Source organism: Oceanirhabdus sp. W0125-5, from assembly GCF_027938815.1.
Taxonomy (GTDB): Bacteria; Bacillota; Clostridia; order Clostridiales; family Clostridiaceae; genus Oceanirhabdus.
Genome location: NZ_CP115913.1, coordinates 1683520 through 1697059 on the forward strand (window position 1 = coordinate 1683520; position 13540 = coordinate 1697059).

Below are 13540 nucleotides of genomic sequence, written 5' to 3' on the forward strand. Positions count from 1 at the left end.
GGTCATTTATTATATAATAATATTAAAAGTTATTATATATTTTGAAGATTTATAAATTTATATAATGTTTTATGTCGAGGTGGATGATGAGATTAGAATTTATTGAGAGGGTCACTGATGGGGATGTTTTAGGCAAAAGTGTTATTAGCGGAGACGGTAATGTCCTTTTAAGAGCAGGGGCAAGACTTTCAAGTTTATATATTGAAAAGTTAAAATCCTTGGGAATCTTTTATGTGTACATAGATGATGAAAGACTTGAGGATATATGTAAGAGAGATAGTGTTTATGAAGAGCTAAAGCAGAACTCTATGAAGAATCTTGGAATAATAGTTAAGAATATTAACAATGGAAATAAGAAGAAGGCTAAAGAAGCAATTAAAGCTGTTGAGAATTTAATTGATTACATAATAGAACAGGAAGCGGTTAGAGAAAACCTTCAAGATGTAAAGACATATGATGATTATACATATTATCATAGTTTGGACACTGGAATTATTGCTACTTTTCTAGGTCTTAACTTGGATTTAGGGAAAAGTGAACTTAAGGAACTTGCTGTTGGAGCGACTCTTCATGACATAGGCAAAATAAAAATCAATGAGAACATAATCAAGAAAAATGGTAAATTGACTCAAGAGGAATATCAAGAGATAATTAAACATCCAATTTACGGAGCTGAAATTATTAAGAAATATTATGGAGAAAACGAACCTATCGTTAAAGCTATTCTTGAACATCATGAGAGAATTGATGGACGTGGTTATCCTTTTGGTAAGAATGGAAATGAGATTTCAAAGTATGGTAAGTTAGTAGCAATCTCAGATGTATATAATGCAGTAAGCAATGATAGAATCTATCGTAAGAAGTTTGCTCCTAATGAGGCATATGAACTTATTCTTGCAGGAAGCGGAAGTTGTTTTGACAGTGAAATAGTAAGAGGATTTAGAAAAACATTTGCAGTATATCCAATGGGAAGTTGTGTGAAATTATCTAATGGTGTGGAAGGTTATGTTATTAGACAGAATGAAGATTTCCCAGACAGACCTGTTATTAGAATTCTTTATGATGCGAGAACAAGAAAACCAATAAATTTCTACGAGATAGATTTATTAAAATCATTGAATTTAACAGTTGTTTCTGTTAGTTAATTAATTTTATATTTATTATAATAGCTGTTCCTGATGGGGGACAGCTATAGACATTCTATTGTGAAATTTTATTTATTCAAATTAATTAAATAAGTTAAGTTTTCAACTAATAAATCTATATTATTGATTCTGATTAAAGGTGGTGGAGAGAATGAGTAATTTTTTGAATATATTCATGAGAAATATGATGAAAGAAGAACAGTATGAAGGTATTAGAATAGATGGTGAAGGAAAGATAGAAGATGGTGAAGTTCTTCTTAAAAAAGGAGAAAAATACGATCAATATCTTATCATTATGGAAAGACATCAATTTAAGGATGCCTTAAACTACAGAGAAACAGTATTGATGAACGTAGAGAGAGTTCCTGAAATAATTTTTGTGTTTGTAAGCGATGAATTTAAGCAAGAAGATAATGCATTAATCAAAAATCTTGTAGATTCCAATATAGGATCAGTAGTAGTGATTGATAGTATTAGAGGAGACGTATCTAACATTTATAGATGTAGTGGAGATGCTTATAATGAAATAAATAAACAAGCAAAAAAAGCTATTGAAATAAGAGACGGAGGATTTAAAGGGGCACTTATTAAACTGAAGTCAAATTGGATTACAGCTGTATTTCTATTAAGTAATATACTAATTTTTATTGTTACAGCAATCTTAAGTAAAAGTATCTTTGATATGGATATTAGGGTGCTAATTGAATTTGGAGCACTTAACAAAGGATTGGTATTAGCCGGACAATATCATAGGATAATATCCTCAGGATTCTTACACGCGGGCATTGTTCATCTCGCAATGAATATGTTAGCCCTATATGTTTTAGGATTGTTAGTAGAAGAAGTCTTCGGAAAAGCGAAATTTGCAGTTATATATGTAGGAGCATTAATAGCAGGCTCAATGGCTACAATTATCTTCGGAAGTGGTGTTGTCATATCAGTGGGTGCATCAGGAGCTATATTTGGACTCTTAGGAGCAGCCTTCGCATATGGATTTATCATGAGAAAAAGAATAGGAAAAGCATTTATGAATAGCCTACTACAAGCAATATTACTAAATGTTTTTATTGGATTGTTAGTGCCAGAGATAAATAACATGGCACATATGGGAGGACTTTTTGGGGGATTTGTTCTTGGGAGCATTTTCTTGTTGTTGAGGAAAAGATAAAAAACATAATTGAAAATGGATAGTGGAAAGTTGAAAACGTTGGACATTTCTCTTCGAGAAATTATAATCTTATTGTTCTTTGGACAATAGGTTTTTACTCGGTTCATTTTCAATGAAACATTGTATTTGATTTACAAAATTATGTATATCAATAATACTCTCAAATAATTTTAAGAATTATAGACTTACTGAATTTCTTTTAAATACAATAAAATAGTTTTAAAAATAAAAAGTTAGTAACATGTTTAATATGTCACTAACTTTTTTCATAGGTTATTAGAATTTTAATCATGAATAAATAGAAAAAAATTCATTTGTAGTACAAATACAATATTTTATCTAAAGATAAAATAAGTGAAGTACTCTTGTTCTAAAGAACGATAAAATTTAGGTTCTGACTTACGTCAGAACCATCATACGTTTTCCGTTTTCAATTTTCAATTTTCAACTTGTTTTAAAGAGTTAGTTCTTCGCCACAAAGCATTTCTTTCTCCAACAACAGTTCACTAAACCTATCTAAAGTTTCAGCGTTATCTGAAAGCAATTGCAGTACTTCCTTATAGAGTCTATCAAGAAGTGTTTTACTTTCGGTTAAGATACTGTTATCAATAGAGATTCCTTTTTGTTTTAATTCAGAATAACTTAGTAAACCTAAAGTATCTCCCATACCATATTTTGATATTAAATCTAGTGCTAAAGAAGTTGCTTTCTGAAAATCATTCTGAGCACCTGTTGTTATATAATCATTTCCTAATAAAATTTCTTCTGCTGCACGTCCGCCTAGCATAACTTTAATTTTATTATAAAGATAATCTTTTGAGTAATACATTTTATCTTCAGGTATTGATAGAGTATATCCACCAGCACCTTTTGTGCTAGGAATAATAGATACTTTAGATATCTCTTCATTTGGAATAAGAAGCATACTGGTTAGAGCATGTCCTATTTCGTGATATGCTGTAATCTTTCTATCAATATCTTTTATATATGAACGATCTAGTTTCGGTGAACCAGCTATAACAGTAGAATAAGCTTTTTCCAAGTGTAATGAGGTAATGGAAGGTGTATTTTCTCTACATGCTAATATTGCTGCCTCATTAATGAAATTCTCAATTTTTGCTCCAGAGAAATAAGCTGTTTTTTTAGCCCATGAGGTCACATCAATTTCTTTAGTTGGTTTTTTCTCAAGATATAAATCTATAATTCTCTTTCTTGCATTTACATCAGGAAGTGCAACTTCAATATGCCTGTCGAATCTACCAGGTCTTAGCAAGGCATTATCTAACATATCAAATCTATTAGTAGCTGCAATTACAACAATACCTTCTTTCTCGTTAAAACCAGACATTTCTGTTAACAAGGCATTCAAAGTTTGATCTTTTTCTTCTGAACTACCGCTTGTATTATTAGAACTACGTTGTTTACCAATTGCATCTATCTCATCAATAAATATTACTGCTTTTCCATGTGAACGAGCCTTAGAAAACAAGTTACGTATACGAGAGGCACCTACCCCAACATACATCTGAACAAAATCAGAACCAGAAACAGCATAGAATGGAACATTTGCTTCTCCTGCAACGGCTTTTGCCAATAATGTTTTACCTGTACCAGGCTCACCATAAAATATCACACCTTTTGGCATTCTTGCACCGTAGCGATGATATTTTTCTGGATTTTTAAGAAAATCAATTACATCTTTTAAATTTTCCTTCGCTTCTTCGTTTCCTGCAACATCGTTAAAAGATATATCAATATTTTCTACTGATTCAAGATTTAAATTTGAGTTTGAAAAAATTCCTTTTGGAGAAAGTTTTTTGTCTTTTAATACCAAAACTACTAACAAAATCAGTGAAGCTAATAACATGCTCAAAGGAATTGTTTGTGTAAGTGGTTTTTCAGTACTCTCTTTTACATCTATATTGTTGATTAGAAGAAATTCTTTAAAATTTTCACTTCTAGGATTATATGTGCTGTAAGACTCACCCTCAGTATCTGAGAATTTAATAGTATCAGAATCGTTCAGTGTTACCGTAGTAATATCTCCTTTTTCAACCATTGATAAAAATTCTTTATATGGCGTGATGGTGTTATCTGTAATTGAATTCAATGAAAAATATATAATTATTGAAAAAATGGATAATATTATAGGTAAAAAGAACTTTGCATTGTTTTTTTTCATGTAATGCGTTCCCCCTTAAGAAAGATATATTATTGGCTGGAATACTCAAAAATAACTAGTGTGTTTGAACATCTGTTTGACATCATATGCATTATTATAATTACTTTATGTAAACTAGTCCAATGATTTTCATAAGAAATGGATATGTAATTTTTGCATTAGAATATTTTGTTTAGATTACTATTCTATTCTAATGAATTATTGTATACTTATAATATATGAAAGAAGTGTGGAAAGAAGTTAGAGGAAATAGATAATAAGAAACAAAAGCGAGTTGAAAGTGGAAAATTGAAAGTTGAAAACGTAGGATATTTCTCTTCGAGAAATTTTAATCATATTGTTCTTGGGACAAGAATAGTTTACTCGTTTCATCTTGATGAAACCTTGTATTCTAAATTACAACATTTTATCTAAAGATAAAATGAGTAAACCCATCTTGTTCTAAAGAATAATAAAATGTAGTTTTGCGGAGCAAAACCTCCATCGTTTTCAGTTTTCCACTTTCAATTTCCAAGTATGTTTTATGTCGCAATGTTTCTTCAGCATGAAGTTACGATAAATTTAGGAGGGAAATATGAAGATTTCTAATATTACTGTTGATATTAAAGAAAATGATTTGTTTGGATTGGTTAATGAAGTTGTTTGTGATTTTGCAAAAATTGATGGATTGAGCATCCATAGTTTATTAGTACAAGAGAATATTTTTATAGAGGGAACGTTTAAGCATAAAATTAAATTTAAGTTTAGTATTAAACTTTCCTTGAAGAAGCTAGAAAATAATATTTTAGCATTTAATATTGATATGATAAAATGCATGAATATAAAGATAGCAAGTTTTATTATTAAAGGAATATTTAAAGTTTTCTTTAAGACTTATAAGAATATAGGTATTTATATGGAGGATAATTTATTATTCATTGATTTAAATTTATTATCTCCACTGATTCCTTTTGTTAATTTTAAACTTGAGAAATTAGAGCTATGCAATGGTTATATAATAACTAAGATAAGCGATATGATTTATGATAGTAAAAAAGAGGCTGTTAATTTTGATGATATGATTAATGGGGCAAGCAGTGGTGATGAAAGTAAGGATGACAGCAAGGATGAAAATAAAGAGGAAGAAGTATTACAATTAGAAGAAAAAATTACTGAAGATTTTAAAGAAAATAATGCTTGTGCTGCAATACATAAAGTTTCAGATGGATATACTACAATAAGAGGAACAGCTGAAGAAGTAATAGAAGCTAAGTGTAATGGAATATCTCAGTACGCATTGTTTATTCCAGATTTAGTAGCATTGATTATAAGATTATTTAAAGATAAAAGAGTTAGTAAGAAAGATAAGCTTATTGCTGGAATAATGCTAACATATGTGGCTGTTCCAATTGATATAATACCTGAAAATATCCCTGTATTAGGAAAGATAGATGATATTATAATACTGTTTATAGGGTTAGATTATTTGTTAAATAAGATAGATAATAATATTGTTATGGAAAATTGGGAAGGTGACGAAGATATTATTAAATTGGTTGCGCAAGGGGTTGAACATATTTCCAATTTATCTGCTGGTGGGAAAATAAAGAAGTTTTTAGGACTCTTAGACAAGATGTAGAAAGGTGAGAATAACAAAATGAAGAAATTTTACGCGATAAAGAACGGATATGACTTTTATAAAAAAGAGCCCGTTGTTAATAAGATAGTTAGAGATTGGGATACTTGTTCAAGAATGGTTAAAGGGGTTAAGAATGCTCAATATAAGAGCTTCAAAACTCTAGAAGAAGCAAATATTTATCTAGGGGTTCATGAAAAGAAAGAACAAAAAAATGAAAAATTTGATGGTATAGAAGCCTATGTAGATGGAAGTTTCAATATAGCTACTGAGAGATTTTCATATGGATTAGTAATTCTAAAGGATAATACCATAGTTCATGCAGAAAATGGAGTTGCAGAAGATGATTCTAAGAAGAAGCAGAGACAAATAGCAGGAGAACTTCTAGGAGCAGAACGAGCACTTGAATATGCTTGTGAATCACAAGAAAAGCAGGTTAAGATTTACCATGATTACGTGGGAGTAAGAAACCATGTCACTGGAGAATGGCAAAGAAAAGAAGAATCTTCGCAGTTATATTATGAGAAGATGAACAGATTAATCAACGAGAATGATCTTAATGTAGAATTTGTAAAAGTTGATAGCCATACTGGTGATTTATATAATGAAGTTGTAGATGAGTTAGCTAAAGTAGCCGGTGGAGTTAGAATGAATAATGAGAGCAATAAGCTAATTAAAAAGAATAAGATATACGTGGCGAATGAAGATATAAAAAATCTTTTACATGATATTTTGGGAGAAGAAGCGCTTAATAATGTAATCGTTAAATAATGTATAATGGAAAATGTAGAATGTATAATGAAGGATATTTCTCTACGAGAAATTTAAATTTTATTGTTCTTTGCACAATAATTGTTTACTCGTTTCATTTATCATGAAACCTTGTATTTAAAATACAATATTTTATTCTTGATAAAATGAGTAAAAGAATATTGTTCTAAAGAAAAATAAGATGTAGTTTCTGAGTAAGCAGAAACATCCATCATTATACATTATCCATTATACATTTTACATTTGATTTTAACGGTTTGATATTATTTTCCTGTTTAACAAAAGTATATATTACATAAGATATATGTAATAAGAGCTATCTTAATCAGGAAGGAGGAAGGGAATTCCCGAATATTTATGAAAGCTAAATTTGTAAAAGGTATGATGGTTGGTTCAATGATTGGTATGAGCGCTGCAGCTGTAGTTGTGTCAAATATGAGTAGGGGAACTAAACGTAAAATTAAGAGATATACAAACGTAGTAAGAGGTTCCGCTAGTGATATGTTTGATGGATATATGAAAAAAATGAGATAAAGAATAATAAAAGGTCATTTTAAATAATGGCCTTTTATTTGTGCATAATTATTAAAAAATTAAATTTTATATTCATTTAAACAAAAAAATTACTAAAAAAAAGAAGTAAATAAAAAAATTTTGGTGATAAATTAAAAATTATGGTATAATTAGGGTGATATATGATGATAAAAAGAGAAATTAATACATTTATATAAATATTTTAAGACATCTAATTAAAATTATGTACGTAAGATGTCTTGAGGAAATTAATTTTTTTAAATAGAAAAAAACTAGCTGTAAAGGAAGAGGGATTCATGGAAATTTTATCTTTAGGTGAAAAAATAAAACGCAAAAGAAAAGAATTGGGACTAACATTAAAGGACTTAGCCGGGGATAGAATCACGCCTGGTCAGATTAGTCTTGTTGAATCAGGGAAATCGAATCCTAGTATGGATTTGCTAGAGTACTTAGCAGAATCATTAAATAGTACAGTAGAGTATTTAATGGAATCAGAAGAGAGTCAAGCAGAAAAAATTTGTTTGTATTATGAAAATATTGCTGAATCTCAGATATTGAATAATGAATTAATACAAGCGGAGAATCATATTGAAACTGTATTATATTATGCTGAGAAATATAATCTTAATTTTAGAAAAGCTAGAAATTTATATTTAAGAGGTAAGATGCATCTTGAAAAGAATGAGTTATCTGTTGCACAGCAGTATTTTTTATCAGCAAATGTTATTTTTATTAGAAGTAATAACTATGAAGATATTGCACAAACATTTAAATACTTAGGTATAATAACTCTAAAATTAAAAGCTTATCATTCTGCAAATAGTTATTTCCAACAATCAGAAGATGTTTATTTACAAAATGATATAGGTAATGATTTTCTGTTAGGTGAGATTTATTATTATAGAGCTATTACGTTCTATAAATTAGAGAATACATCTAAATCTATTGATTATTCTTTTCTTGCTCAAGAAAAATTTGGACAAATTGATAATAAGAAAGAATATGCAAAGACATTGTTATTAATTTCAGAACAATACAGCAATAAAGGCGATTTAGACAATGCCATAAAGTATTCTAAGAAAACGTTAGAGGTATTTAGAGAGATTGACGATCAGTACTATATCTCTAAAATTGAGAATAATCTTGGTAAGCTGTTCTTTGAATTTGAGAATATTGAACAATCTTTTATTCATTATAATAAAGCTAGAGAAATAAGAATAAAAAATAGCGATGAGAATTTAATAGAGACTTTGGTCAATATTTGTGAGAATTTCATTAAACTTAAAGAAATTGAAACAGCGAAAGATGTTCTTCAAGAAATCATGAATGAGGTAGACAAAGGAAATAATAGAGCTTTAATATGCTATTATCTTCTAAAATATAAAATAGATATCCTAGAAGGTGGAATTAATGAAGCCGAAAATACTTTAATTATGGCACATAACTATGCTGAAACCATGGGGTATTTAGAGGAACAAGCAGAACTCTCAATAAAATTAGGTAAACATTATATTGATTGGGGATTTGAAGATAAAGCTGCTAAATACCTTAATGATGGAGTAATAATATTTAAAAAGTTAGGAATATTAAATAAAGATTTTTAATGTGATTGACATTATTATTTATAGTGGGTGAGTATTATGGAAATATTATCAACTGGGGAAAAAATTAGGAGATCCAGAATTTATAAAGGGTTAACATTAAGAGAATAATGTGAAGGTAAAATTTCAGTCTCAAAAATGAGCTGTATAGAGAATAACAAAATTAAATCAGATAGATGGATTTTAGAATTTATTGCTGATAAGTTAGAGCTGAATATTGATTATCTATTGGAAGGTATCGAAGAGCAGATAGAAAGAAGATTAAATGATTTTAAAGATAAGGACCAAAAGAAAATTGATGAAGAGGAACTGAAATATTTAATAAATTTCAGTGAAGAAGCTGAATGTTATGATCATGCAATGAAAGCAATGCACTTGCTTTTCAATTATTATTTAGATAATGAGATGTTTGAAAGATTGCAAACAGTAAATTCTAAGTATTACCATATTTGTCAAATGGCTTATACTAAAGAAAATCAAATTATGTTCTATCTTGATGAAGCTAGATATTTTTATGCAAATAAAGAATATTCTCAAGCAAAATTATATTTTGCTAATGTGTGTGCTGAGTTTAAGGATATAGAAGAACTAACTGGAAAATTAAAAAGAAAATACATAATAAGTAAGTATAATCTTGCAATTTGCGAGATTATGATGGATAATCCAAAAGAGTGTTACAACATTATTATGGATTTAAAAGAGTATATTAATGAGTCGGAAGATAAATATATAGTTGCAAATATATATAATCTTTTAGCTGTATCTTCTCTGTATGTAGGAGATGAAAAATATACTGAATATGAGGATAAGGCAAGAGATTTATATGGTGATAATCATAAAGCAATTGCAATAATGCTTCATAATATAGGAGAGACATATTTAAAGTTAAATAAACAAGAAGATGGAATGAAATGCTTGATAGCTTCCTTTGAAATATTCCCCAAAAATGAAGAAAAGGAACGTTTAGAATTTATCATAAATTCTTTAGATTTATTTATAAAAAATGAGTATAATGATACTGCAGCAGTTCTTTGTGATGAGGCACTGAATGTGGCAATTTTATTAAATGATATAAAGGTTATTGATAAAGCATATTATTTTAAAGCTAAATTGTTATTTAAAGCTAATAACTTTACATTAGCTGAAATGTATATGAACCTATCATTAGATAGTTTGAAAAAGTTCGGAAATCGTGATGAATTAAGTGAAAGATACAATGAACTTGGACATATGTACTACAAAAGTAAAAATAATAAAGAAGCACTTAAATATTTTGATTTAGCACTAAAATTTAAAAATAAACTTTAAGGACAAACTATTTATAGTTTGTCCTTTTATTGCAATTAAATTCCAAATGGAGGTATAATATATATATTGATTTAGAAGAATTTATTTTAGTGAAAAATTTGTAATAGAGAAACGTTGTGATGTAAAACATAACTGAACAATTGAAAATGGAAAGTGGAAAACGATGGATGTTTTGCTCCGCAAAACTACATTTTATTGTTCATTAGAACAAGAGGGGTTTACTCATTTTATCTTTAGATAAAAAAATTGTAATTTAGAATACAAGGTTTCATCAAGATGAAACGAGTAAACTATTCATGTCCCAAGAACAATATGATTAAAATTTCTCGAAGAGAAATATCCTACGTTTTCAACTTTCAATTTTCAACTTGCTTTTCTAAAGCGCAATGGTTTCTTATTATGTAACAACAAAATATCAAAACTATATATCTAAATAAATAAAAAGTGTTTAGGAGGGATTTTAATGGATATTGAAAAATTAACCATGAGAGTTCAATCTGCCATAGGAGAAGCGCATAAATGTGCAGTAAATTATAATCATCAAGCTATGGATGATATACATTTGTTTTATGCTTTAATAGTTCAAGAAGATGGGCTTATTCCAAATATATTTTCAAGAATGGGTCTAGATATAGATTTAATAATTAAAGAGAGTGAGAAAGAATTAGGAAAAATGCCTAAAGTGCTGGGGTCTGGAGCCGAAGCTTCAGGGGTATATCCTACAAGGAGATTTGAAAGTTTATTTTCAAGTGCAGAGAAAATATCAAAGCAGTTTAAGGATTCTTATGTGAGTGTTGAACATGTAATATTAGCAATGTTTAAAATATGTACAACTGGTCCTGTAGATAGGGTTTTTAAAGTATTTAATATTACTAAGGATAAGTTTTTGGAAATATTAAATGAGGTTCGAGGGAACCAAAGAGTTGAAACTCAAGACCCTGAAGGTACTTATGAAGCTCTAGTGAAATATGGACGTAACTTGGTACAGGAAGCAAGGAAACATAAGTTAGATCCTGTAATTGGAAGAGATGATGAAATAAGAAGAGTTGTGAGAATACTCTCAAGAAGAACAAAAAATAATCCAGTATTAATAGGTGAGCCTGGTGTAGGTAAAACAGCTATAGTAGAAGGATTAGCTGAAAGAATAGTACGAGGGGATGTACCAGAAGGGTTAAAAGATAAAATCGTATTTTCATTAGATATGGGAGCGCTTATAGCAGGAGCAAAATTTAGGGGAGAATTTGAAGAAAGATTAAAAGCTGTATTAAAAGAAGTAGAGAGAAGCGAAGGAAAGATTATTTTATTTATTGATGAAATTCATACTATTGTTGGTGCAGGTAAGACTGACGGAGCAATGGATGCTGGTAACATAATTAAACCAATGCTAGCTAGAGGGGAATTAAGATGTATTGGAGCAACAACTTTTGATGAATATAGAAAATACATTGAAAAAGACAAGGCATTAGAAAGAAGATTCCAGAAAGTTGTTATAGCTGAACCCGCTGTTGATGAAACAATATCAATATTAAGAGGACTTAAAGAAAAGTTTGAAATTCATCATGGTATAAGAATTCATGATAACGCAATTGTTGCGGCTGCAAAATTATCACACAGATATATTACAGATCGTTTCCTCCCTGATAAGGCAATTGACCTTATTGATGAAGCAAGTGCTATGATTAGAACAGAAATTGATAGCCTTCCAACAGAGATGGATGATGTTAGAAGAAGAATTTTTCAATTAGAGATTGAAAAAGAAGCACTTTCTAAGGAAAAGGATGAATACTCAAAAGATAGATTAGAGAATATAGAGAAAGATTTAAGTAACTTACGTGATAAGGACAATGAACTTACTGCAAAATATGAAAAAGAGAAAAATGCCATTCAAAGGGTAAGAGATTTAAAAGAAGAGTTAGATCAGTTGAAGGGGGAACTTGATAAAGCAGAAAGAGATTATGACTTAAATAAAGTTGCAGAATTAAAATATGGAATGATTCCTCAAATGGAAAAAGAATTGGAAGAGGAAGAAATTAAACTTAAAGGATATTTTGATAATTCATTATTAAAACAAGAAGTCACAGAAAATGAAATTTCAGATATAGTATCAAAGTGGACTGGAATCCCAGTATCTAAATTGGTGGAAGGTGAAAGAGAAAAACTTCTTAAATTAGAGTCAATAATGAGGGAGAGAGTAATAGGTCAAAATGAAGCTGTTACAGCAGTATCAAATGCAGTAATTAGAGCTAGAGCAGGATTAAAGGGAAAAAATAAACCTATTGGATCATTTATTTTCTTAGGTCCTACTGGAGTTGGTAAAACACAACTTGCAAAGACTCTTACAACGGTATTATTTGATAGTGAAGATAATCTCATAAGATTTGATATGTCTGAATATATGGAGAAGTTCGCAGTAACTAGATTAATAGGAGCACCTCCGGGATATGTAGGATATGAAGAAGGCGGTCAATTAACTGAAGCTGTTAGAAGGAATCCTTATAGTGTAATATTATTTGATGAGATAGAAAAAGCACATGATGACGTATTTAATATATTCCTTCAGATTCTAGATGATGGTAGATTGACAGATAATAAAGGAAAAGTAATAGATTTTAAAAACTGTATAATTATAATGACATCAAATATAGGAAGCAAATATCTCCTTAGAAATATAGATGGAGGAGAAGTTGATGAGAATACTAAAAATAGCGTTCTTAACGAGATGAAATTAAGATTTAAACCTGAGTTCTTAAATAGATTAGATGATATAATACTATTTAAAACTTTGAGCCTAGATGAAATTGAGAAGATAATTGATATTTTCTTAGAGAATATGAATGAAAAATTATCAGAAAGAGACATAACAATATCAGTCTCTCATGAAGCAAAGATGCTCATGGCTAAAGAAGGGTATGACCCAACATATGGTGCAAGACCTCTTCAAAGATATATCGAAAATACACTAGAAACTCAAATAGCAAGAAAAATTATTTCTAATGAAATACGCCCTGGAATGAATATTGATGTTGATTTAAAGGATGGAGATGTTGTTATACTTTAGAAAAACTATTGAAGAAAAACTTAAAACAAATTGACAACTGACAGTTGAAAGTGGAAAACGATGGATGTTTCTGCCTTTAGGGCAGAAACTACATCTTGTTGTTCTTAAGGAGAAGAGGTTTTTACTCATTTTATCTGAGATAAAATATTGTACTTTAA

Annotated in this window: 9 protein-coding genes; 8 read left to right on the top strand and 1 reads right to left on the bottom strand. The window is 29.3% G+C overall.

Going from position 1 to position 13540, the window contains the following annotated elements; translation table 11 throughout:
* The first annotated feature begins 86 nt into the window (after positions 1 to 86).
* Both OW730_RS07980 and OW730_RS07985 read left to right on the top strand, forming a co-directional pair.
* Positions 87 to 1145, top strand: coding sequence for an HD-GYP domain-containing protein (locus OW730_RS07980; protein ID WP_271228520.1), 1059 nt, complete (start codon positions 87 to 89; stop codon positions 1143 to 1145).
* Between the two features lie 151 nt (positions 1146 to 1296).
* Entirely contained in the window at positions 1297 to 2313 is a 1017-nt protein-coding gene (locus tag OW730_RS07985; RefSeq protein WP_271228521.1) for a rhomboid family intramembrane serine protease, read from the top strand.
* 454 nt (positions 2314 to 2767) lie between these two features.
* Here the strand turns inward: OW730_RS07985 and OW730_RS07990 are convergent, their stop codons facing one another.
* Positions 2768 to 4495 (bottom strand): ATP-dependent metallopeptidase FtsH/Yme1/Tma family protein, encoded by a 1728-nt coding sequence (locus OW730_RS07990; RefSeq protein WP_271228522.1) that lies wholly within the window; start codon positions 4493 to 4495, stop codon positions 2768 to 2770.
* Positions 4496 to 5069: 574 nt separating this feature from the next.
* Here OW730_RS07990 and OW730_RS07995 point away from each other — a divergent pair.
* From OW730_RS07995 to clpB, 6 genes are all read left to right on the top strand, one after another.
* Positions 5070 to 6113: a YkvA family protein gene (locus OW730_RS07995; RefSeq protein WP_271228523.1), complete on the top strand. Its 1044-nt coding sequence runs from the start codon at positions 5070 to 5072 to the stop codon at positions 6111 to 6113.
* Between the two features lie 18 nt (positions 6114 to 6131).
* Positions 6132 to 6881: a ribonuclease H family protein gene (locus tag OW730_RS08000; protein WP_271228524.1), complete on the top strand. Its 750-nt coding sequence runs from the start codon at positions 6132 to 6134 to the stop codon at positions 6879 to 6881.
* Between the two features lie 357 nt (positions 6882 to 7238).
* On the top strand, positions 7239 to 7415 hold the full coding sequence (locus OW730_RS08005; RefSeq protein WP_271228525.1) for a hypothetical protein: 177 nt from the start codon (positions 7239 to 7241) through the stop codon (positions 7413 to 7415).
* A 296-nt stretch (positions 7416 to 7711) separates the two neighbouring features.
* Positions 7712 to 9019, top strand: coding sequence for a tetratricopeptide repeat protein (locus OW730_RS08010; protein ID WP_271228526.1), 1308 nt, complete (start codon positions 7712 to 7714; stop codon positions 9017 to 9019).
* Between the two features lie 135 nt (positions 9020 to 9154).
* The gene (locus OW730_RS08015; RefSeq protein ID WP_271228527.1) at positions 9155 to 10324 is read left to right on the top strand and encodes a hypothetical protein; all 1170 of its coding nucleotides are present in this window, start codon (positions 9155 to 9157) and stop codon (positions 10322 to 10324) included.
* Positions 10325 to 10787: 463 nt separating this feature from the next.
* Entirely contained in the window at positions 10788 to 13382 is a 2595-nt protein-coding gene (gene clpB, locus OW730_RS08020) for an ATP-dependent chaperone ClpB (RefSeq protein ID WP_271228528.1), read from the top strand.
* The last annotated feature ends 158 nt before the right edge of the window (positions 13383 to 13540 follow it).

Bases quoted from the DNA above. Each gene is read 5' to 3' on its own strand.
- OW730_RS07980 (WP_271228520.1), top strand. From the start codon at position 87: ATGAGATTAGAATTTATTGAGAGGGTCACTGATGGGGATGTTTTAGGC.
- OW730_RS07985 (WP_271228521.1), top strand. From the start codon at position 1,297: ATGAGTAATTTTTTGAATATATTCATGAGAAATATGATGAAAGAAGAA.
- OW730_RS07990 (WP_271228522.1), bottom strand. From the start codon at position 4,495: ATGAAAAAAAACAATGCAAAGTTCTTTTTACCTATAATATTATCCATT.
- OW730_RS07995 (WP_271228523.1), top strand. From the start codon at position 5,070: ATGAAGATTTCTAATATTACTGTTGATATTAAAGAAAATGATTTGTTT.
- OW730_RS08000 (WP_271228524.1), top strand. From the start codon at position 6,132: ATGAAGAAATTTTACGCGATAAAGAACGGATATGACTTTTATAAAAAA.
- OW730_RS08005 (WP_271228525.1), top strand. From the start codon at position 7,239: ATGAAAGCTAAATTTGTAAAAGGTATGATGGTTGGTTCAATGATTGGT.
- OW730_RS08010 (WP_271228526.1), top strand. From the start codon at position 7,712: ATGGAAATTTTATCTTTAGGTGAAAAAATAAAACGCAAAAGAAAAGAA.
- OW730_RS08015 (WP_271228527.1), top strand. From the start codon at position 9,155: ATGAGCTGTATAGAGAATAACAAAATTAAATCAGATAGATGGATTTTA.
- clpB (WP_271228528.1), top strand. From the start codon at position 10,788: ATGGATATTGAAAAATTAACCATGAGAGTTCAATCTGCCATAGGAGAA.